This window comes from Mongoliitalea sp., assembly GCF_054166905.1.
Genome location: NZ_JBSZCK010000013.1, coordinates 23517 through 45238, shown reverse-complemented (window position 1 = coordinate 45238; position 21722 = coordinate 23517). Strand labels below are relative to the sequence as shown.

Genomic DNA, 21722 nt, shown 5'->3' with positions numbered 1-21722 from the left:
TATGATGCCTAAAAAAAATGTTGTGGTGATAGGTGCTGGATTTGCAGGTCTATCAACCGCTACACATTTGGCGCACAATGGATATCAAGTTACGCTTCTGGAAAAAAATGATACCCCCGGTGGGAGAGCGAGAAAGTTCGAAGCCGAGGGTTTTGTTTTTGATATGGGGCCAAGCTGGTATTGGATGCCGGATGTATTTGATAATTACTTTGGCCATTTTGGAAAAAAGCCATCAGATTATTATAATTTATTACGATTAGATCCTTCTTACACTGTTGTTTTTGGAGAGAATCAGTTTATTCCTATACCTGCTGATCTTCAGAAATTCCGAGATTTATTGGAAAGCATGGAGCCTGGCGTAGGCCCCAAGTTTGATGAATTCATGGATCAAGCCGCCTACAAATATAAGGTGGGTATTCAAGACCTTGTCTACAGACCTAGCAGATCCTTATTCGAATTTACCAATCCAAGTTTATTGATTGACGTCATCCGAATGGATGTATTCCAATCCATGGCCAAGCATGTGCGTAAATTCTTTAAAAATGAAGAGATTATTCGGCTGATGGAATTTCCAGTCATCTTCCTAGGTGAAACCGCAGAGAATATCCCTGCACTCTACAGCTTGATGAATTATGCAGATATCAAATTAGGTACATGGTACCCAATGGGTGGTATGCATGAAATCATTAAAGGAATGGTGGCTCTTGCTGAGGAAAAAGGTGTAAAGATCCACCTAAGTGCCGACGTATCACATATCAATGTGAAAAATGGAGTAGCCACTGACGTTGTTTTGACAACTGGTGAAAAATTTGAAGCAGACGTAGTAGTGGCAGGTGCTGACTACCACCATGTAGATTCCAAGTTACTTGCCCCAGAATTCAGGAATTATGATGAAAAATACTGGGATAAGCGTGTCATGGCACCGTCCAGTTTATTGTTTTACCTAGGTATTGATAAGAAATTAGACAACCTTACTCATCACATGTTATTCTTTGATGAGCAAATGGGCCCACATGCGGATGCTATTTATACGAATCCAAGATGGCCTGAAAGACCATTATTTTATCTTTCCGCAGCTTCTAAAACTGACCCGAGTGTCGCACCAGAAGGAAAGGAAAACTTGGTTATACTCATTCCGCTAGCTCCAGACTTGAACGATGAGGAAGATATCCGTGAGAAATACTTCAACATTGTAATGGACAGATTAGAGAAATTAACTGGTCAGGAAGTACGCAGTCATATCATCTACAAGCGTTCCTATGCACACAGTGATTTTAAAAAGGATTATAATGCATTTAAAGGCAATGCTTACGGACTAGCTAATACTTTATTTCAAACAGCTATCCTAAAACCTTCACTTAAAAATAAAAAAGTAAGAAACTTGTACTACACAGGTCAGTTGACCGTGCCCGGTCCTGGTGTTCCTCCAACCCTTATTTCGGGACATGTAGTATCAAAAGAAGTTATGAAGGAAAACAAATTATAAACAAATTGGTATATTATGGGTATGGATGCAAAAAAACTCTACGATGATACTACTTTCGAGTGTAGTCGGTTGATCACCCAGCGGTACAGCACAAGCTTTACCTTAGGTATCAAAACCCTCGATTCGAAGTTTCATCTTCCCATTTATGCTATTTATGGCTTTGTACGGTATGCGGATGAAATCGTAGATACCTTTCATGACCAAGATAAAAAGGCTTTGTTGGAAGATTTTAAAAAGGACACCTACGAAGCCATAGAAAAAGGCATCTCCCTGAACCCAGTCCTCCATGCATTTCAGTTGATTGTCAATCAATACCAGATCGACTTGGATTTGATCGAGGCTTTTCTGAAAAGCATGGAAATGGACTTGGATTTTAAAACTTACAACGATTCCAAATACAATGAATACATCTATGGTTCTGCGGAAGTAGTGGGATTGATGTGTTTGAAGGTGTTTGTAGAGGGAGATCAGCAAGAATATTTACGCTTACGCGAGCCTGCTTGTAAGCTTGGCGCAGCCTTCCAAAAGGTGAATTTTCTTCGGGACATCAAGAGTGATTATGAAGAAAGAGGTCGGGTGTATTTCCCAGGTGTGGATTTTATGTCCTTTGATAAATCTGCCAAGGAGTTGATCGAAGAAGATATCCAAAAAGATTTTGATGAGGCATTGATAGGTATCAATCAACTTCCCAAAGGAGCCAAACTTGGAGTAAAGGTGGCCTACCTGTATTATCAAAAACTCTTTGATAAAATCAAAGGCCTCCCTGCTGAAACGATTACGCATGAGCGGATAAGAATTCCAAATGCTAGAAAAATATCTCTGTTAGTAGGTACGTATTTTGGAATGAAATTAGGATTTAGTTAAAATATTTGAGTTATTCAAGTCCCAACAAAAAAGAATTGTCAAACAATTTCTAAAAAACCAAAGTTTCTAGCGTATGATGAATCTGAGAGTTCATATTGACCAACATTCTGGCTTCTGCTTTGGAGTTGTTTATGCAATTGAAATGGCCGAAGAGATCCTAGACGAGCAGGGTTACCTCTATTGTTTGGGAGATATTGTCCATAATGATGAGGAAGTCAATCGATTGACCAATAAAGGTTTGCGGATAATTGATCATTTGGAGTTAAAAGAATTGAGAGATGAAAAGGTCTTGATTCGTGCCCATGGTGAACCTCCTTCTACCTACGAATTAGCTATCAATAATAACCTTACCTTGATCGATGCCAGTTGTCCCGTGGTATTGAAGTTGCAAAACCGCATCAAAAACTCCTATGACAAAGATGAGACGATCTACATCTACGGAAAACATGGACATGCAGAGGTCATTGGTTTATTGGGCCAAACAAGTAATAATGCAGTTGTCTTCCAAGATATCAATGAATTGGACTTGGATACACTTCCTAAAAATTTGACTTTATACAGTCAAACCACCAAGAGCACAGATAAATTCTATGAAATCAATAATATCCTTCGTGAAAAAGGGATAACGGTTAATACAAATGATACCATCTGCCGTCAAGTTTCCAACAGGGATAAAGAATTGAGAGATTTTGCAGATAAATTTGATAAAATCGTATTTGTGAGTGGCACTAAATCCTCCAACGGGAAAGTATTGTATAACGTCTGTAAAGAGAAAAATCCAAATACCTATTTCGTATCAAATTCCGAACAGGTGGATCCTGCATGGTTCAATGAAAATGATAGTGTAGGCATTTGCGGAGCAACTTCCACGCCTATGTGGCTCATGGAGGATGTAAAAAACAGGCTTGAGACCTTCTAAGCCAAATTGCGTATATTTGAAGTATGGCTCATCATACAAACATTTCTTCCGATTCTTTAGGGTATAAGGGTATAGTAGTGGCAGTCTCCATTATTATCTCTTGGGCACTATTACTGGTTTTTTTACTGAATTGGGAGTTTTCGTGGAACAATCCGCTTGTTTATGTAGCCATCCTACTTCAGATGCATTTATATACAGGTTTGTTTATTACTGCCCATGATGCCATGCATGGAGTTGTGGCTGCCAACAAAAAGGTGAACCACACCTTGGGTTGGATTTCGGCAATCTTTTTTTCTTATAATTTCTACTGGAAACTATTTCCCAAGCACCACGAGCATCATCGCTATGTAGCTACTGATAAAGATCCTGATTATCATCCTTCGGGTAATTTCTTTATATGGTACTTAAGTTTTATCCGTCAATATGTTAATATTTGGCAGATACTCTTGATGGCCATCACCTTTAATATCCTAAAACTCTTCCTCCCAACAGAGAATTTAATTATCTTCTGGATGATACCTGCAATACTTTCCACGTTACAGTTATTTTATTTCGGAACATATCTACCACACAAAGGGGAGTCTGACAACAAACATCACTCACATTCCCAAGAAAAAAATCACTTATGGGCTTTTGTCTCTTGCTACTTCTTTGGCTATCATTTTGAGCATCATGACTCTCCTGGTACTCCTTGGTGGAGATTATGGAAAGTAAAAGAAAATAACCATTGATCACTTTTAACTAATTTACCCCAAAATATCCCCTTTTTTGTTGAACAATTCTTCGTTCAAATGCATTTAGCTTTTATCAAAAAGCTAAACCAATGAAACGTTCATTTATAATTTTAATTTGTTTGTTGCTATCAATCCCGATTTTTGCACAGCAAGGAGCAGAAATCAGAGGTCGTGTATTTAATCCAGTCAATAATGAAGGAATCCCATTTGCAAATGTGGTTATCATTGGTACAGATTACGGTACTGTTACAGATATTGATGGAAATTATGTGCTCACTAACTTGGAGCCTGGCCTCTACAATGTTAGGGCTAGTTTTATCGGGTACAGATCCCAGACTCAATTTGAAATACAAGTTACCAGAGCACGTGCGGTACAGCTGAACTTTGAATTAAGGGAAGAAGCATCAGACTTATCAGAGGTTACCGTGAATGCTGATTTTTCAAGATCAGATGAGACACCTATTTCTGTCAGAAGACTCAATACCAACGAAATAGAACGCTATCCCGGAGGTAATCGCGATATCAGCCGAGTGATTCAATCATTGCCTGGCGTGGCGAGTACTGCAGCTTTTCGTAATGACATTATCATCCGAGGTGGAGCACCTAACGAAAATAAGTTTTTCATAGATGATATCGAAGTCCCAGTAATCAATCACTTTGCCACGCAGGGTTCGTCAGGCGGTCCAGTCGGAATCCTAAATGTAAACCTGATAAAAAATGTGGATGTCATTACAGGTGGATTTCCTGCAGATAGAATGAACTCTCTAAGTTCTTTCTTTAATTTTGAACTTAAAGAAGGTAGAAGCGATAAAATGTTTACGCAAATGACCATCGGTGCCAGTGAGTTTACGGTATCCAACGAAGGGCCATTGGGAGAAAAAACCACCTACTTGATTTCTGCAAGAAGATCCTATTTGCAATTATTATTCAGAGCGATTGGCTTACCTTTTTTACCAGATTTCTATGATTTTCAAGTCAAGACGGTTACCAAAATAAATGATAAAACAGAGTTGACTTTCTTAGGAGTTGGGGCGATCGATTTGTTCTCGTTGAATTTCGACGAACCACGCAATGAAACAATCGAAGAGCGCGAAAACAGACTTTTCTTATTAGACAATTTACCCATATCAACCCAATGGAATTATGCCACGGGATTACGTTTAAAGAGATTTCGGGAAAATGGATTCTGGACATTTGTTTTGAGTAGAAACATGTTGAACAATCGCTCTTTCAAATATGCAGGAAATGATGATTCGAGCAGAGACAACCTGTTGTTTGACTACCTTTCCCAAGAAAGTGAGAATAAATTCAGAGCAGAAAACTCCATCTTCAAAGGTTCATTTACTTTAAAATATGGGGTGAATTATGAGTTTTCAAGATTTACAATCAGCAACTTTGACAGACAAACATTAGCCCCCATAGGACAAGTACTAGATGTGAGTGCTAAATCATTTTTTAATAGTTATGGAGCATTTGTTTCAGGTACTAAAAACTACCTGAATGAGCGATTATTAATCTCTGGGGGAGTACGAATTGACGGCTCGGACTTTGGCCAAACGGCACAGAACCCCTTCAATCAGATTAGTCCAAGAGTTAGTGTTTCATACCAATTTAAGCCTAATTTATTTTGGACATCCAATGCAGGTATCTATTATCAAAGACCTCCCTACACTGCTCTTGGATTTAGAAATAATGAAGGGGTATTGGTAAACCAAGAAAACAATATTCAATTTATCCGTTCATCCCAACTCATTACCGGTATAGAAAAAGTCATTCCTGAAAAGAGTAGAAGATTCAGCGTGGAGGCCTTTTATAAGCACTACAACAATTATCCCTCTTCTGTCCTGAATGGAATAGCCTTGGCAAATTTAGGTGCTGATTTTGGTGTGATCGGTAATGAAGAGGTAAGGTCTGATGCTGAAGGCAGAGCCTATGGATTAGAGTTTTTGGCCCAACAACGATTCTTCAACAACTTTTATGGAATCGGTTCAGTCACTCTTGTTAGGAGTGAATTTACTAATCCAAATACAGAAGGTTTTATCCCTTCGGCTTGGGACAATCGATTTATTGTCAGCTTAACAGCCGGAAAACGATTCGGTAAAAACTGGGAGGTAGGTGCACGTTGGAGATATCTTGGAGGAACTCCTTATACTCCTATCGATATAGAAACATCATCTCTAATTGAAGTATGGGATTTAAGGGGACAAGCGCTCTTGGATTTTAATCAAATCAATGCACTTAGGCTTAGAGCATTTCACCAATTGGATTTGAGAATTGATAAAAGATATTTCTTTGATAAATGGAATTTGAACTGGTATTTTGATGTACAAAACGCCTACAATTTCCTAGCTGAACAACCGCCAAGGTTAATCCCAGTCAGAAATACTGATGGAAGTCTTCAAGTCAATCCAAATGATCCTAGCAGATACAACATGAGACTTGTGGACAATCCTGCTGGCACTATCCTTCCTACTGTTGGCTTAATCGTAGAGTTTTAATATTGACAACCTAAATTTCAGGCTTATTTGACTACTTTTGTCCCCATGAAATTATTACTGATTTCTTGGGGACTTTTCTTTTTGAGCTTAAGTGGGTTTGCGCAAGAAGCCGATACTCTTGAAGTAAACAAAAAACCTCTGATTGAGCAGGCTTTTGATTTTGGAGATCGGGTTATTGACTTGATTTCAGGAGAAAAATGGGCGGTTATTCCAGCTGTAGTTTACAGCCCAGAAACCAGTTTAGGTTTGGGAGCACGTGCTCTGAGAATTTTTAGGGATCAAGAAAATCCCAACTTACGTCCTTCCACGCTTCCGATTACATTTCTTTATACGCTCAATAATCAACAGATTTTTACAACAGAGCTGGAATGGTGGGCGGATGATAATAAATCCTATACAAATGCTCGATTGGAGCTATCCAATTTTCCTTTCAAATATTTTGGAATTGGCAACAACCCTATCTCAGGAGATGGTGAATCTTATACCACACAGTATGCTTACTTTCATATCAATTATGAACGCATGCTTTTCAAAGGTGTCTATATAGGCCCTCGTTATGAATTCAGAACTGACCGCATTTCCAAACGCATCGAAAATGGTATTCTGGAAACAGATCGCCCATTGGGTTTTGATGGGCAATTAATTTCCGGGTTAGGACTTGCTTTAAATCATGATACACGGGATAACATTTTTCAGCCCGAAAAAGGTTGGTTTAATCGGATCGCATGGATGCAATTTTCCCCTGCTTTTGGAAGCAGATTTGAATTCAGTCAGGTGACCTTAGATCTACGAAAATACATAGCAATCAAGCCTCAACAGGTACTAGCCTTACAGTCTTGGTGGAGCTTCACTCAGGGAAATGCTCCTTTTCAACATATTTCCTTAATCGGTGGAAGTGAACGTATGCGTGGTTTTTTTGAGGGGAGATTCCGGGATAGACATGCCATGGTCCAACAGGCGGAATATAGATTTCGGGTTCATAGAAATCTGGGTATGGTAGCTTTTACCCATGCGGGTCAGGTAGCTCCTAGCTTGAGCCGATTTTCGAGTAATCAGTTGAGATTTGGTGCAGGACTTGGGTTTCGGTATCGTCTGACTCCTGATGGGTTAAATATTCGATTGGACATTGCCGTGGGTGATCAGCGTGCATTTTATTTTGGACTTAATGAGGTAATTTAAATCAGATGAAGTTCATTGATTTTCATACCCATCAACCCCCACAGTCCAATCGGCTATACAATTTGCCGAACTTAGATCCCGTAACATCCCCCTTTTCCATAGGAATCCACCCTTGGTACCTGAATGAAAACTGGCCAGAAAATCTAGAAACAGTCGAACCGCATTTAAAGTTACCTCAGGTATATGCTCTTGGAGAAATAGGATTTGATGGAATCAAAGGTCCCTCAGAAAATATGCAACAAGCAGCATTTCAGGCACAAGCTGATTTGGCCAAAGCGTATGAATTACCAATTATCCTGCACTGTGTCAAAGGCCTTCATTTGCTTCAAGCCTATTTGAAAAAGAATCCTGATACTGTTCCCATCATTTGGCATGGTTGGAACCTTAAGCCATCAATTGCACAGTCATTAATGAACTATCCCGTATTTTTTTCCTTTGGTAAACAGCTCATGTATGCCGGTTCAAACGCTGAAGCTTGGCTGAGAGCATGTCCGGTGGAAAAAATATTCTTTGAAACAGACGATTCCGACTTGCCGATAGAGGCAATTTATCAGCAAGCTTCAGTAATTTTGGGCCGCTCTTTGGAAGAGTTGGCTGTGTTAGCAGCATCAAATTGGAAATCTATCTCAAAAAAACATTGGTATGAATGATTTTGCATGGTTGTCTAGGACCGAACTGATTGTAGGGAGAAGTGGATTGGAAAAATTGGCGCAAAAACATGTGCTAGTGGTAGGTCTTGGTGGCGTTGGTTCATTTGCGGCTGAATTTATCTGTCGCTCGGGTGTAGGGGAAATGACCATCATCGACGGAGACATCGTAGACATCTCCAATTGCAACAGGCAATTACCGGCGACTCAAAAGAATGTAGGACAGTCTAAAGCTGAATGGATGGAAGAGCGCTTGCTGTCCATCAATCCAAACTTAAAGATTCATGTCATCAAGGAGTTTTTAAACCCAGAACCGATGAACGAACTGTTGGAGAAAAATAGGTTTGACTACGTGGTGGACTGTATTGATAGCATTACACCAAAGTTAGTGTTGATCCAAAGTGCCCTCAATAAAGGCTATCCAATTGTGAGTTCTATGGGTGCAGGAGGAAAAGTCGATCCTACGAAAATCAGGATTGCTCCCATTGAAAAAACTTACAATTGCAAGTTAGCCCGATATGTACGCAAATACTTACAACGCATGGGTATCAGGAGAGGCTTCAAAGCTGTATTTTCGGAAGAACTACCGATGAAAGAAAGTTTGATGCTTACCGATGGTAAAAATTATAAAAAGTCTGCCTACGGTACCATGTCATTTTTACCTGCGGCATTTGGATGTAGCTGCGCATCGGTCGTTGTCAACGATCTGTTGGCGAGTTAACCATTAAAAAAGGCCAGCTTTAAAGCTGGCCTTTTATTATTTTTATCCCTGCATAAGGGTATTGTATCTTTTTTCTACTTCGGACCAATCAAGTACATTCCAAAATGCTGAAATGTAATCTGGTCTTCTGTTTTGATAGTTCAAATAGTAGGCATGCTCCCAAACGTCAATACCGATCAATGGGATTCCTTGGAAATCAGAGATATCCATCAAAGGATTGTCCTGATTTGGGGTAGAACCGATTTGAAGCAAGTTATTTTTATCCAACACTAACCAAGCCCAACCTGATCCAAATCTACCTTTGGCAGCATCTTCAAACTTGGTTTGGAATTCCTCATAGCTTCCAAATGCACCATTGATGGCTTCTGCCAGATCCCCACCGGGCTGTCCTCCACCATTGGGTGACATGATTTTCCAGAATAATTCATGGTTGTAGTGACCTCCACCATTATTCCTCATTTTGGTGGAATACTTGGACATATTCATCAATACTTCTTCCAAAGGCTTGCTCATGTCTACACCTTCTTCACCCGCAGCTTCTACGGTATTTTTTGCATAAGCAGCAGCATGCTTGGTGTAGTGAATTTCCATGGTCATGGCATCAATATGCGGTTCCAAAGCAGTATAGTCGTAGCCCAAAGGCATTTGCTCAAAACCCGTACTCAAAATGGATTTAGCAGATTCACCACCTTCAGAGCCGCCTGCACAGGCTGTCAAAAAAGCAGAACCCACTAAGCTACTCCCAATTCCCAAAGCCAGGGTAGCTTTTCCGCTTTGGCTTAGAAATGTTCTTCTGGATACGCGATAGTTTGTTTTTTTCATAAGTTATATGGTTTTCTTTTGACTGGTTATTTAACAAAAGACACTTCCAAGTTAACCAATTCGTCTTGAATACAAAACCTAAATACGACAATACGTCGCATTTTGTGACAAGATGGTTATGTTTGCAAAACTATATAAACTTGGATTGGTTTTTGAATAAGACGAAAGAAATCCCAAAAGGGATGAATTCTTATGGAAATTTTATTTTACAAGTATCAAGGCACAGGGAATGATTTCGTCATGATTGATGATAGAAAGGAAGAATTTCTTATTACCGACCTTGAATTGGTACGTTTCTTATGTGATCGGAAATTTGGAATTGGTGCTGATGGTTTGATTGCGCTCAGGCATCATCCTTCATACGATTTTGAAATGATCTATTTCAATGCTGATGGAAGCCAAAGTATGTGTGGAAACGGTGCGAGATGTGCCGTAGCTTTTGCACATTTCCTTGGCATGATAAGTCAAGAAACACATTTTCTTGCCATTGATGGCCCTCATCAAGCGAAAATCAATGAACAAGCTTGGGTAGAACTGGAAATGAGTCCAGTAGCTCAACTAGTACAGAAAGGTACCGACTATTTTGTAAACACAGGTTCACCCCATCACGTACAGTTTGTTGAGGATATTCATGAATTCCCAGTAGTAGAAGAGGGCTCTAAAATCCGCTATAATACCATCTACAGTCCTGGAGGAACGAATGTTAACTTTGTAAGCCCCATCAGTCCAGAGGAAATTTATGTTCGCACCTATGAACGTGGAGTTGAAAATGAAACCCTGTCCTGCGGAACGGGAGTTACCGCATGCGCACTGGTTTATGGGGAACGCATTGGCTTAACGAAAGTAGCCATTCAAACCTTGGGAGGAAATTTAGAAGTGTCATTTTCAAAACAAGCGAATGGGAGCTTTGACAGCATTATCTTAAGTGGTCCTGTCCAACAAGTTTTCAAAGGAAGCATTGAAATAGCTTAGATTGAAAAAGGAAATTTGGTAATCAGGCATAGGAAAGCTGCCTTTATCTAAAGAAGGTTACAATTATTCATAAAAAGGGCGTAATTTTAAGGCCCTGAATTATACAAGAGGAGATATGTTAGAATTTATTGCCAAAGGATTGGCCAAAGTTTTTGGAACGAAATCCGATAGAGATATAAAAGAGTTGAGGCCAAAAGTTGCCGTCATCAATGCCGCCTATAGCAAACTGCAAGGTCTCAGCGATGATCAACTACGGGATAAAACCTCAGAAATCAAAGGTATCATCAATTCAGAATTGAAATCCTTTGATGATAAAATTGAGCAGTTACGTGCACAAATTGATGCCCTTGACCCCGAAAAGGTCCATGAGAAAGATGCGTTATTCAATGAAATTGATAAAACGGAGAAGGACAGAAATGCTGCCTTAGAGGTGGTCTTAGACAAAGTAATGGCAGATGCTTTTGCTGTTGTTAAAGAAACCGCGAGAAGATTCAAAGAAAATGGCAAATTGGTCGTAAAGGCTACTTTGAAAGACAAGGAAATGGCTGCCCGTAAGCCGAATGTTGAAATCCAAGGCGAACAAGCTATTTGGCATAACAAATGGATGGCAGCTGGAAGTGAAGTAGTATGGGACATGGTCCACTACGATGTGCAGTTGATTGGTGGTATGGTCCTTCACTCAGGAAAAATTGCTGAAATGGCTACTGGTGAGGGTAAAACTTTGGTGTCTACCTTACCTGCCTACCTTAATGCCCTTTCTGGACGTGGAGTTCACATTGTGACAGTCAATGATTACCTGGCAAAAAGGGACTCCGAGTGGAACGCTCCTTTATTCGAATTCCATGGCTTGACTGTTGATTGTATAGACAAATACCAACCTAACTCTGATCAGCGTAAAAAAGCCTATCAGGCGGATATTGTTTACGGAACCAATAATGAATTTGGCTTCGATTACCTGAGAGATAATATGGCAAGAGATGTCAATGACTTGGTTCAAGGAAAGCATCACTTCGCTATGATCGATGAGGTTGATTCTGTATTGATTGATGATGCCCGTACGCCTTTAATTATCTCTGGTCCGGTACCAAGGGGTGATCAGCATGAGTTTATGGAAATGAAACCTCGGGTGGCAACCTTGGTGGAAGAGCAAAGAAAATTGATTCAAGGCTATTTGGCCACAGCTAAAAAGTTGATTGCAGAAGGGAATGAAAAAGAAGGTGGACTGGCTTTGTTCAGAGCATATAGAGGTATTCCGAAATACAAGCCTTTAATCAAATACCTTTCCGAACCAGGCATCCGTGTAATTCTTCAGAAAACAGAGAACTACTATTTGCAAGATAATAAGCGGAACATGCATGAAGCTGATGAACCGCTATTATTTACTATTGATGAAAAAACCAACGGTGTCGAATTAACAGATAGAGGGATTGAATCCATCACGTCAAAAAATGAAAACCCGAACTTCTTTATTCTTCCTGATATCGGTGTAGACATCGCTGAGATGGAGAAAAATCCAGATATCGACGATAAAGAAAAGCTAATCCGTAAGGAAGAAATCATCAAAGATTACTCTGTCAAAGCGCAGCGTATCCATACAGTGAATCAGCTCTTGAAAGCCTACTGTATGTTTGAAAAGGATACGGAATACATCATCGTAGATGGAAAAATCAAGATCGTTGATGAGCAGACCGGTAGGGTGATGGAAGGCAGAAGGTATTCTGATGGTCTTCACCAAGCCTTGGAAGCGAAGGAAAATGTAAAAGTGGAAGACGCCACTCAAACCTACGCGACCATTACTTTGCAAAACTATTTCCGGATGTACCACAAATTAGCTGGTATGACGGGTACAGCCGAGACAGAAGCCGGAGAATTTTGGACAATTTACAAATTGGATGTGGTAGTAATTCCTACCAACAAACCAATTGTCAGACAAGACCGAGAAGATAAAGTATATAAAACTGTCCGTGAAAAGTTCAATGCAGTAGCGGACGAAATCGTTGAATTAACGAATCAAGGACGTCCTGTATTGGTGGGTACGACTTCGGTAGAGATTTCTGAGGTATTGAGCCGTATGCTCACCATCAAAAAAATCAATCACCAAGTATTGAACGCCAAACAGCATGCTAAGGAAGCGGATGTAGTAGCCGAAGCAGGAAAGCCTGGAACAGTAACCATCGCTACCAATATGGCAGGCCGTGGTACGGATATTAAACTGACTCCAGAGTCAAGAAAAGCAGGTGGTTTGGCTATTATCGGTACCGAGCGTCACGAATCCAGAAGGGTCGACAGACAGTTGAGAGGTCGTTCGGGTCGTCAAGGAGATGTAGGGTCCTCCCAATTCTTTGTTTCCTTAGAAGACAGCTTGATGCGCTTGTTCGGTTCTGACAGAATCGCCAAGTTGATGGATAGAATGGGCTTGGAAGAAGGAGAAGTGATCCAACACTCCATGATTACCAAATCCATCGAGCGCGCTCAAAGAAAAGTAGAAGAAAACAACTTCGGTATCCGTAAACGTCTCTTGGAGTATGACGATGTCATGAACTCTCAAAGAGAGGTAGTGTATAAGAGAAGAAGAAATGCCCTGAAAGGGGAGCGTCTGGAGTTGGATATTCTGAATGTGATGTATGACGTGTCAGAAGGTTTGGTCAATATGGCTAAAACCACAGACGACATGGAAAACCTTCGCATGAATATCTTTACATCCTTAGGAATTGATTACCAATTCTCTGAATCAGATATCGGCTCTAAAGATACTGCAAGCTTAACTTCCATGTTATTCAATGCTGCTTACCAAAATTATACTACCAAAAACAGTAAAATTTTGGAGAAAGCCATGCCGGTATTGAAAGATGTATATGCACAGAGAGGTGCTACAGTTAAAGAAATAATGGTACCGATCACCGATGGTATCAAGCAAATCGGTGTGGTCATCAACTTAGAGTCAACACTTCAGCACGATGGTCGAGATTTGATCCGTGCAATCGAAAAGAACGTGACCCTAGCAATTATCGACCAAAACTGGAAAGAGCACCTGCGTGATATGGATGACTTGAAGCAGTCTGTTCAAAATGCAGTCTATGAGCAAAAAGATCCATTGTTGATTTACAAGTTTGAAGCATTTGAGATGTTCAAGCGCTTCGTCGGTAAACTCAACGAGGATACGATTTCTTTCCTTTCCAGAGCAGAACTGCCAACACAAGATCCAAATCAGGTTCGAGCAGCACAAGCACCACGAAGAGAAGAAACACAGGTTAAAGCTTCTAAAGAAGAAGTAGGCAGCAGTTTAAATCCTGGTGCAGGAAGGCAGGCAGCAGCAGCTGTAGCAAACAGAACGGCAGCTCCCCAAGTAGTCGCTCCAAGAAAATCAGAAAAAGTATACGGTAGAAATGACCGGGTCAATGTACAATATGCTGATGGCAGGCTTGTCAAAGATGTAAAGTACAAGAGTGTAGAGCAAGATGTAGAAGCAGGTAAATGTGTCATCCTTGAAGATTAATTGAAAACTATGAACAAATCATCCCTTTTTCTGATCCTAGGATTGGGATTTTTGTCCTCTTCCTGTGCACTCTTTGCCCCAAAGCAAGGGAGCACAGCCTCTTCTTTTGACACCTACACTGAAGACCTGAGCGTCAACAGAATTACATTTACAGATTTGGATGATATCCAACTGGCTCAGCCGGAAGTAGCACCTGCTGCAAGCTCTGGCAGCTTAGCAGTAGATGCTGATTTGTCGGTAGCTATACAGCGAAACATTGATAAAAACAGATCAGAGCGTACTTGGAGTGGTTTTACCGTACTTGTGTACAGTGGAGTTGACCGGGAACAAGCCTTCAAAACCAGGAATGAATTATTCACACAATTCCCTGATTTAAAACCTGATTTACAATACCAGCAACCGCGCTACCTTTTGAAGGTAGGAAAATATCTCAACCGAATAGAGGCGCAAACGCATTATTACCAATTACGAGAAAAATTCCCCATGGCTAGAATCATCCAAGATAGGTTCCAGCGTGAGGGCTATGTCAACCCTGACCCAATAGATGATGGTGAAAGACCTAATCAAGTCACTGGCGGCAGACTATAAAGCTTCGATTATCGCCCATAGAAGGCATCTCCACGCCCATCCCGAATTATCCTTTCAAGAATTTGAGACCGTTTCCTATGTCGAGCAGGAGTTACGGGATATTGGGATTACCGAGATAACAACTAAGGCAGATACTGGTCTTGTTGCACTCATCCAAGGCAAAAATCCAGACAAAAAAATTATTGCCCTACGCGGCGATATGGATGCCTTACCCATTCATGAGCAAAACGAGGTCCCTTATAAATCTACCAAAGAGGGAATCATGCATGCTTGTGGACATGATGTACATACCTCCTCTCTATTAGGTACGGCAAGAATACTTTTTCAATTACGAGATCACTTTGAAGGTACGGTTAAATTGATATTTCAGCCCGGAGAAGAATTGATTCCTGGGGGTGCTTCTTTGATGATCAAAGATGGAGCCCTCCAAAACCCTACTCCTTCCAGTATATTTGGACAACATGTAATGCCCTTGATACCCGTAGGTCAGGTAGGTTTCCGCAAAGGCATGTATATGGCAAGTGCAGATGAATTGTACATTACAGTGAAAGGCAAAGGAGGCCATGGTGCTATTCCCGAGTCCTTGGTGGATCCTGTCTTGATTGCATCCCATTTAATAGTAGCTTTACAACAAGTCATCAGTAGAAATGCTTCTCCAAAAATCCCATCTGTTCTTTCTTTTGGACGGGTAGAGGCCTTGGGTGCTACCAATATCATTCCCAATGAAGTGAAGATTCAAGGAACCTTCCGCACACTTGACGAGGCTTGGAGAGCGAAAGCCCATGAACACATGACTGCTATTGCTAAAGGCTTGGTGGAAGGTATGGGGGGCACTGTGGACTTTGAAGTGCGAAAAGGATATCCTTTCTTGAAAAATGCAGAAGCCTTAACAAGCAGAGCTGAAGAAGCAGCTATTGAATACCTTGGACAGGAAAATGTATTGCCATTAGATATCTGGATGGCGGCAGAAGATTTCTCCTACTATACACAAGAAATCGATGGTTGCTTTTACAGATTAGGGACTCGTAACGAAGCCAAAGGAATCACATCAGGTGTACATACACCTACCTTCGATATCGACGAAGATGCCTTGGAGATAGGAGCGGGGTTGATGGCATGGATTGCCGTGAGTGAATTGAAATATACTACTTGAAATAAGTAGAAATATGCTGAAGCGAAATAAGGTTGATATAATGGGGGATATTGGTTGATATTGGATATTGATAAATATTAACTAAGTGAAATAAGGTGGAAGTAGACTGAAGCGAAATACGATTAAAATAATTGGAGATATTAATAGTTAGATATATGAAAACAACAAAACACCTGACACTGGCCATTTTAATGGTTTTTTCCTTTCAGACGAGTTCCTTTGCCTGGGGGGCGATTGGACATTATGTGATTGGAAAAATTGCTGAGTGGCAAATGCAGCAAGAAACAGTCAAGAAAGTAGAGGCTGTATTGAAACAGGAATCTATCTCTGGAGTGGGGGTATGGATGGATAATATCCGCTCAGATAAAAATTACAACTACACCAATACCTGGCATTGGGTAACAACAGTTGACGGTGAATACGATCCAAGTATTCAGGAACCTACTGGGGATGCCTATTCTGCTTTTTTACAGTTGAAAGAAAACTTGAAAAAAGGTGGTCTAACTCCAGAAGAGGAGCGCGATCAGTTGCGTATGTTGATCCACATAGTCGGTGACTTACACCAACCTTTCCATGTGGGCAAACCTGGCGACAGAGGAGGTAATGATGTCAAGGTGAGTTATTTCAATAAAGAGACCAATATCCATGCAGTTTGGGATTCAGATTTGATTGAAAACAAAAAAATGAGCTACACCGAAATCGCTACCGAACTCCAAAAAAGAATCAACGGAGACGTATTGAAAAGATATCAAGCAGCTACTCCTTTGGATTGGTTGAAGGAAGCTGTAGCCATTAGACCTGCTATGTATGATATCCCTGATAACAACAGAATTGGCTATGAATACATCTATAAGCACTACCACCATGTGGAAGAGCGCTTGATGGCCGGCGGCATTAGATTGGCACAGGTCTTGGAAGAGATTTATGGGAGGTAGTTGCTTTACTGCTAAATGAAAAAGACCAATCACTTATAAAAGTGGTTGGTCTTTTTTTATTGATAATCAATTAAAGATAAGAAATCGCTCAAATTGAAATTAATTACCTGTTCTAAAACTCCAAGTTGGGCTATTCGCAACATTTCTACCTTCAAATCTTGCGAGCACATACCAGAAATAAGTTGTGTTAGGTCTCAAATCCGAAACAATCACCTCGGTAGTTGCCAAGTTTTCACCTACCAAACGTTGAGTAGTTGAGTTTGATTCGAAAATAAACACATTGTATGTTAACTGTCGATCCCTTACATCTTGTTCAACTCTCCAGCGGAATGCAAAAGTTAAAGGCTGATTAGTTGACCCATTTCCAGGAACAGGATCAAAAATGTTAACATTTCCGATATTTCTCTCATCTTTTAATAAGAAGAAAGTAGCGAATGTATTTTCTCCTTCAAAAACTGCCACACTCACATTTGAATTAAGAAAATCTCTTCTTCGCGCAGAAATACTTACATCCCCTCTTCTTACCCGATCAAAACGAAACTCACCCGTTGGACCGGTAATTATTGTAGTACTGGCAGGAGTTGTCGCCACCAATACCCCCTCAAGTGGTTCGAGTGTTTCTCCATCTACCACAATTCCAGAGATTGATCCAAAGCGATCAATATCTACTCGCTCTTCTTCACATCCAGTAAAAAAGATGAGTAGTAATACAAATGAAAGATATTTTAAATTTTTACACATAATTTTTACTTGCCCAAATGAAAGCGTAAACCGACTTTAAAACCCCAAATAACATCATTGAAACTACCTGAAACTACTCCATCGTAATTATCACTCAATAACTGATTAATGTAACCCTCTGAAATCAAGCTTACTTTATTCCCTATGAGGTAATCAATACCAATTCCGGTAGTTACAAACGGCATAACAGAACTATTGGAAAGACCAACATTTTCACCAAAATTATAGATGAGCCCTGCACCTCCCCGTAGATATGGAGACAACTTACCCGTTGGGTTGGTTAGGTACATCAGGTTTAGTGAACCATAGTAATCAGTTGTCTGTAAAACTTCCCTTATTTGAATTTCTTGGAAGCCTAACCTTGTTTCCATGAAAAGAGTTGGTGAGAAACCTATGCCAAGGGAAGTCTCAAAACCAGGACGCATAAAGCTAGTAGAATAGTCTCCTAAATACGACTGACCCTTGCCAGCTAATGATAGAAACATAGATGTTCTATAATTTGGTCTATGCAATCTTCCAATATAATCTGTCTGAACGTTTGCCTCTTTTTCTGCTAAATAACTTTTTACATGTTCTCCGTTCACCTCATTCTCATCCTGAGGTAACCAAAGATTGTCAACAATACCTTCCAAGATCAAGCTATGAACAGCCTTTTCAACTGCCTCATTAATTGCCATTTCTCTTGGTTCATTGTATGTGAAACCGGTTTCAGCCTCCAAAAGTCTTCTAAACCTCACAAAACGAAAAAACCCTGAAGTAACTTCTTGGGATAAAATAGATTTTGTGGTGTAAACAGTCTTAAGAATTTTTCCATTACTAGTGGACACTGCTCGCAGATAAATACTTACACGATCTTCCCTGTATTGAGAAGAAGCATCTGCTCCAAAATATCGAACACCTGCACCACCTGTAAAAACATTGGTTTCGTAGGAAATAATCCCTCCTTCCAATAACACACCTGCAAAGAGAAGTGGAGGAAGTAGAATATTCGTGGTCCCCTCATATTGCTCTCTACTCGAACGAATAATTTTTCGCTCATTTAACAGGTTACTGATATTCTCCCGCTCGATTGGTACAAACCAACCAGACTCCTCAAGGGCACGAATAAGAATATTGGTTGCACCCTGTGTGATTGCAGTGGAGAAACTAGCTCCTACTGTGGACTCTTTCAATTGTCCTGTTTGGTCACGGAACTTATAAACGGCTACAACTATTGGCTCTTTGGGAGTCGGGAGGTCTAACAACTCTGATTTCATAGGTGTCTCCTGTCCTAATCGAGCATCTCTATTGCCCAAAGGTTGATAATAGAATGGAGAACATCCCATGATAAGCAACACCAATAGCACAGAAAGTTTGTATGCAAAAGCTTTTATGGGGAATTTAAGCATGAATAAGTTTATTTTCAGTTAAAAAAATGGAACTTCAACAACCGTTGTTGCACCCGTTCGAATGTCAACAATTGTAATATTAAGGCCCCTCCCCCCGTCGCTGATTTCGATTTGAAAGTCTCCTAATAAATATGTCCCCTGCTCAATTGAACCTTCGCCAAATTGACGTGTAACAAGCTCTCTTGACAATCGAGAAAGGATTTGTCTATTCAAACTTTCAGAAAACTCCTGCAATGGATCTCTCGAAAAACCAAAGCCTCTATCTGTTTGATTAGGGTCTCTCGTAGTATCTTGGGCCTGAGCAGAGCTCAATAGCCATTGATAATTAAAGGTATTACCACCAAACGCAGGGTTCCTTGGTGTATACACCAATTGCTGAGAAAAAACATCAGCCATGGAAACCAAGCTTAAAAACAATGTAAAAACGAATACTTTTTTCATGGTTATTTAAATTTAGAATATGCCTGAACCTTTACGATCTTCACCATCCAGTTCTCGAATAAGTTCTTCATATTGGGCTAAATACATTTGGGTTATTGCAAGGGAATCAACTACTATTTCTTCTATATAATCAAGACGAGGCTGCAAAAATGATTGATATACCATCGTTTCATTAATCAATACCTCAATTAATGTTTGATTGGCCCGGAAAGGTCTTTCAACTACAAAAATAGAATAATTTCTTGCATCTGCTGGTGGCTCCCAGTCTCGGTAGAAAAGGTCAAAAAAATCTCTTCCGCTCTTCGTCTTGGTCTCATCAATTAATAAACCATCTATCTCAAGAGTTGCATCTGACTTTACTTTTTCAGTAGCTTGCTCGATAATATCATTAAGCAGTAGCCTAAGACTTTCTGGAGCCTCTTTAATAACTTTCGTAGTATCGGTTTGCGCCTGGATCGACAGTGAACCAACTACTACAAAAAACAATGTAAATCCAAATTTCCAAAAGCCACGCATAATCAATTAGTCTTAAGAATTTGTAAATTAGATACTAATATTAAATTTCACAAACCTATATGCAAACATTGTGAAAATCTCCCCGAATTTGATCGGGGAGATAGTTGAAAATTAACACTTTTGATAGTGAATTAATAAGGTCTTTGGGTAATTGTTGCCATGTTTCCATTACCAATAATACTCAAGGTAGCAGAATTCCCATTGCCAAACTGATTGATTATACCCACGTTGTTATTTCCTTGGATAAGGAATCCTTCCGCAGCGAAGTTGGATGCTCCAGCATTCACAACATTAGCATCACCATATTGATTGATTACTAGTGAGTTGTTGTCACCTCCCATAGCACCGCTGATGATGTTTCTGTCTCCATTTTGAGAAGCCATGAATTCAGAGTTATTTGCAGACAAGCTATTTAACCCTGGACCTGTACCTCTTGAATTCACATAGATGAAGTTTCTGTCTCCAACCTGAGAAGCCATGTAAGTATTACTGCTACCGGTAATTTCAATTCTTTGATTATTCAGATTACCATTTTGAATCTGAGTCACTTCATTAAAGTTCCCAGCTACCCACTGACTCGCTCTATTATCAGACCCAGTCTGACTAATAGAACCAACGTTTTCATCTCCTTGCTGACGAATTGCAGCAGAGTTATCTCTATCAAACTGATTGATCAATGCAACATTTTCATCACCAATCTGAATAGTTTCTCCCAAGATTGTATTTCTTGTAGAGTTGATGGTAGATCTATTGAGATCACCAACCTGCTCTTGAATGAACGTTCCTCCGATAGAACCAGCACCAGGAGCACTATTAATTGAAGCGTAATTATAATCACCAGTCTGAAGCTGTCTTACGAAACCACCATCAGCATAGTACTGAGAGCTACCTGTAGGGTTCAAAAGAGCTGTATTATCGTTACCAACTTGAGTTTGGGTGATTTCAGTGATATTAAACCCTCTTAATCTCCTTGCATCCGCAGTATTTCTATCACCAATTTGAGTTTGATACACGCGGATATTAGTAGGTTGAGTCCAATGTGCAGTTGTAGCTCGGTTATCATTTCCTATCTGTATCTGCTCAATAATTGATCCACCAGCGAATACTTGAGAACCCTGACCAGCAGAAGCGAAGTTTCTATCTCCCTCCTGATACTGAAGACCCTGTACATTCTGACGACCTAAGAAGGAAGCCGTATTGTTGGCCCCAATCTGAGTTACCTCCACATCAGACCCACTTCCACCAGTGATAGTAACAGCACTGCTGTTTTGACTACCAGTTTGCACTACAGTCGCTTGATGGTTGTTGCCCTCTTGACTGACATTTGCATCATTGCTTTGTGCCATCGCAATGGAACCGCTAAACAATAGAGCGGCGAATAGATTTAATTTTTTCATAAGAATGAATTAAGTTGATTATTAATTTTTTTCAAATATAATAAAATGTATTTGAAAACAAATAAAATGCATTATAAAAATTATTCATGCGGACTATAAGGAAATTCAATTCAAAATTTCGAACATTTTTTCAAGCTTAAAACCATATTATTTACATACTTAATTCTGTTTAAATAGAAAAACACAAGAGAATGTTTTGTAAAAAAGGAAAGAAACAAGGGTGTC

At 40.0% G+C, this 21722-nt stretch carries 19 protein-coding genes; 13 read left to right on the top strand and 6 right to left on the bottom strand.

The features are described 5' to 3' along the window. Window positions 1-4 precede the first annotated feature (4 nt). The 8 genes from ACXIUD_RS03775 (at window position 5) to ACXIUD_RS03740 (ending at window position 9048) form a co-directional block, all read left to right on the top strand. Window positions 5-1486, top strand: coding sequence for a phytoene desaturase family protein (locus ACXIUD_RS03775; protein WP_458051323.1), 1482 nt, complete (start codon window positions 5-7; stop codon window positions 1484-1486). A gap of 21 nt (window positions 1487-1507) precedes the next feature. Next, entirely contained in the window at window positions 1508-2350 is an 843-nt protein-coding gene (locus tag ACXIUD_RS03770) for a phytoene/squalene synthase family protein (protein ID WP_458051283.1), read from the top strand. A 73-nt stretch (window positions 2351-2423) separates the two neighbouring features. Beyond that, window positions 2424-3269, top strand: coding sequence for a 4-hydroxy-3-methylbut-2-enyl diphosphate reductase (locus ACXIUD_RS03765; RefSeq protein WP_458051282.1), 846 nt, complete (start codon window positions 2424-2426; stop codon window positions 3267-3269). A gap of 23 nt (window positions 3270-3292) precedes the next feature. Further along, complete coding sequence (locus ACXIUD_RS03760; protein ID WP_458051281.1) at window positions 3293-4000, top strand: fatty acid desaturase; 708 nt, start codon at window positions 3293-3295, stop codon at window positions 3998-4000. 92 nt (window positions 4001-4092) lie between these two features. Next, window positions 4093-6501, top strand: a complete 2409-nt coding sequence (locus ACXIUD_RS03755; RefSeq protein WP_458051280.1) for a TonB-dependent receptor — start codon at window positions 4093-4095, stop codon at window positions 6499-6501. 45 nt (window positions 6502-6546) lie between these two features. Next, entirely contained in the window at window positions 6547-7680 is a 1134-nt protein-coding gene (locus tag ACXIUD_RS03750; RefSeq protein ID WP_458051279.1) for a BamA/TamA family outer membrane protein, read from the top strand. Window positions 7681-7685: 5 nt separating this feature from the next. After that, window positions 7686-8330 (top strand): TatD family hydrolase, encoded by a 645-nt coding sequence (locus ACXIUD_RS03745; protein ID WP_458051278.1) that lies wholly within the window; start codon window positions 7686-7688, stop codon window positions 8328-8330. Then, window positions 8323-9048, top strand: a complete 726-nt coding sequence (locus ACXIUD_RS03740; protein WP_458051277.1) for a tRNA threonylcarbamoyladenosine dehydratase — start codon at window positions 8323-8325, stop codon at window positions 9046-9048. Before ACXIUD_RS03745 ends, ACXIUD_RS03740 begins: the two co-directional genes overlap by 8 nt. Window positions 9049-9090: 42 nt before the next feature. Here ACXIUD_RS03740 and ACXIUD_RS03735 read toward each other — a convergent pair whose 3' ends face one another. After that, a complete protein-coding gene (locus tag ACXIUD_RS03735) occupies window positions 9091-9870 on the bottom strand; it encodes a superoxide dismutase (RefSeq protein ID WP_458051276.1) in 780 nt (259 codons plus the stop codon). A 192-nt stretch (window positions 9871-10062) separates the two neighbouring features. On the opposite strand from ACXIUD_RS03735, the gene dapF reads away from it, so the two are divergent. The 5 genes from dapF (at window position 10063) to ACXIUD_RS03710 (ending at window position 17014) form a co-directional block, all read left to right on the top strand. Then, the gene (gene dapF, locus ACXIUD_RS03730; RefSeq protein ID WP_458051275.1) at window positions 10063-10842 is read left to right on the top strand and encodes a diaminopimelate epimerase; all 780 of its coding nucleotides are present in this window, start codon (window positions 10063-10065) and stop codon (window positions 10840-10842) included. A gap of 115 nt (window positions 10843-10957) precedes the next feature. After that, window positions 10958-14338: a preprotein translocase subunit SecA gene (gene secA / locus ACXIUD_RS03725; protein ID WP_458051274.1), complete on the top strand. Its 3381-nt coding sequence runs from the start codon at window positions 10958-10960 to the stop codon at window positions 14336-14338. 9 nt (window positions 14339-14347) lie between these two features. After that, complete coding sequence (locus ACXIUD_RS03720) at window positions 14348-14926, top strand: hypothetical protein (RefSeq protein ID WP_458051273.1); 579 nt, start codon at window positions 14348-14350, stop codon at window positions 14924-14926. Beyond that, window positions 14886-16079, top strand: a complete 1194-nt coding sequence (locus ACXIUD_RS03715) for a M20 metallopeptidase family protein (protein WP_458051322.1) — start codon at window positions 14886-14888, stop codon at window positions 16077-16079. The genes ACXIUD_RS03720 and ACXIUD_RS03715 overlap by 41 nt, the downstream gene beginning before the upstream one ends. A 155-nt stretch (window positions 16080-16234) precedes the next feature. Next, window positions 16235-17014: a S1/P1 nuclease gene (locus tag ACXIUD_RS03710; RefSeq protein ID WP_458051272.1), complete on the top strand. Its 780-nt coding sequence runs from the start codon at window positions 16235-16237 to the stop codon at window positions 17012-17014. Between the two features lie 99 nt (window positions 17015-17113). Here ACXIUD_RS03710 and ACXIUD_RS03705 read toward each other — a convergent pair whose 3' ends face one another. The 5 genes from ACXIUD_RS03705 to ACXIUD_RS03685 form a co-directional block, all read right to left on the bottom strand. Beyond that, window positions 17114-17755 (bottom strand): carboxypeptidase regulatory-like domain-containing protein, encoded by a 642-nt coding sequence (locus ACXIUD_RS03705; protein ID WP_458051271.1) that lies wholly within the window; start codon window positions 17753-17755, stop codon window positions 17114-17116. Between the two features lie 5 nt (window positions 17756-17760). After that, complete coding sequence (locus ACXIUD_RS03700) at window positions 17761-19143, bottom strand: CsgG/HfaB family protein (protein WP_458051270.1); 1383 nt, start codon at window positions 19141-19143, stop codon at window positions 17761-17763. An 18-nt stretch (window positions 19144-19161) separates the two neighbouring features. Beyond that, entirely contained in the window at window positions 19162-19584 is a 423-nt protein-coding gene (locus ACXIUD_RS03695) for a curli production assembly/transport component CsgF (protein ID WP_458051269.1), read from the bottom strand. A gap of 12 nt (window positions 19585-19596) precedes the next feature. Further along, on the bottom strand, window positions 19597-20100 hold the full coding sequence (locus ACXIUD_RS03690) for a CsgE family curli-type amyloid fiber assembly protein (protein WP_458051268.1): 504 nt from the start codon (window positions 20098-20100) through the stop codon (window positions 19597-19599). A gap of 131 nt (window positions 20101-20231) precedes the next feature. Next, on the bottom strand, window positions 20232-21497 hold the full coding sequence (locus ACXIUD_RS03685; RefSeq protein WP_458051267.1) for a hypothetical protein: 1266 nt from the start codon (window positions 21495-21497) through the stop codon (window positions 20232-20234). Window positions 21498-21722: the final 225 nt, after the last annotated feature.

What these genes read in the sequence shown, in the direction of transcription:
- ACXIUD_RS03775 (WP_458051323.1), top strand. Translation starts at nt 5, where the DNA reads ATGCCTAAAAAAAATGTTGTGGTGATAGGTGCTGGATTTGCAGGTCTA.
- ACXIUD_RS03770 (WP_458051283.1), top strand. Translation starts at nt 1,508, where the DNA reads ATGGATGCAAAAAAACTCTACGATGATACTACTTTCGAGTGTAGTCGG.
- ACXIUD_RS03765 (WP_458051282.1), top strand. Translation starts at nt 2,424, where the DNA reads ATGATGAATCTGAGAGTTCATATTGACCAACATTCTGGCTTCTGCTTT.
- ACXIUD_RS03760 (WP_458051281.1), top strand. Translation starts at nt 3,293, where the DNA reads ATGGCTCATCATACAAACATTTCTTCCGATTCTTTAGGGTATAAGGGT.
- ACXIUD_RS03755 (WP_458051280.1), top strand. Translation starts at nt 4,093, where the DNA reads ATGAAACGTTCATTTATAATTTTAATTTGTTTGTTGCTATCAATCCCG.
- ACXIUD_RS03750 (WP_458051279.1), top strand. Translation starts at nt 6,547, where the DNA reads ATGAAATTATTACTGATTTCTTGGGGACTTTTCTTTTTGAGCTTAAGT.
- ACXIUD_RS03745 (WP_458051278.1), top strand. Translation starts at nt 7,686, where the DNA reads ATGAAGTTCATTGATTTTCATACCCATCAACCCCCACAGTCCAATCGG.
- ACXIUD_RS03740 (WP_458051277.1), top strand. Translation starts at nt 8,323, where the DNA reads ATGAATGATTTTGCATGGTTGTCTAGGACCGAACTGATTGTAGGGAGA.
- ACXIUD_RS03735 (WP_458051276.1), bottom strand. Translation starts at nt 9,870, where the DNA reads ATGAAAAAAACAAACTATCGCGTATCCAGAAGAACATTTCTAAGCCAA.
- dapF (WP_458051275.1), top strand. Translation starts at nt 10,063, where the DNA reads ATGGAAATTTTATTTTACAAGTATCAAGGCACAGGGAATGATTTCGTC.
- secA (WP_458051274.1), top strand. Translation starts at nt 10,958, where the DNA reads ATGTTAGAATTTATTGCCAAAGGATTGGCCAAAGTTTTTGGAACGAAA.
- ACXIUD_RS03720 (WP_458051273.1), top strand. Translation starts at nt 14,348, where the DNA reads ATGAACAAATCATCCCTTTTTCTGATCCTAGGATTGGGATTTTTGTCC.
- ACXIUD_RS03715 (WP_458051322.1), top strand. Translation starts at nt 14,886, where the DNA reads ATGGTGAAAGACCTAATCAAGTCACTGGCGGCAGACTATAAAGCTTCG.
- ACXIUD_RS03710 (WP_458051272.1), top strand. Translation starts at nt 16,235, where the DNA reads ATGAAAACAACAAAACACCTGACACTGGCCATTTTAATGGTTTTTTCC.
- ACXIUD_RS03705 (WP_458051271.1), bottom strand. Translation starts at nt 17,755, where the DNA reads ATGTGTAAAAATTTAAAATATCTTTCATTTGTATTACTACTCATCTTT.
- ACXIUD_RS03700 (WP_458051270.1), bottom strand. Translation starts at nt 19,143, where the DNA reads ATGCTTAAATTCCCCATAAAAGCTTTTGCATACAAACTTTCTGTGCTA.
- ACXIUD_RS03695 (WP_458051269.1), bottom strand. Translation starts at nt 19,584, where the DNA reads ATGAAAAAAGTATTCGTTTTTACATTGTTTTTAAGCTTGGTTTCCATG.
- ACXIUD_RS03690 (WP_458051268.1), bottom strand. Translation starts at nt 20,100, where the DNA reads ATGCGTGGCTTTTGGAAATTTGGATTTACATTGTTTTTTGTAGTAGTT.
- ACXIUD_RS03685 (WP_458051267.1), bottom strand. Translation starts at nt 21,497, where the DNA reads ATGAAAAAATTAAATCTATTCGCCGCTCTATTGTTTAGCGGTTCCATT.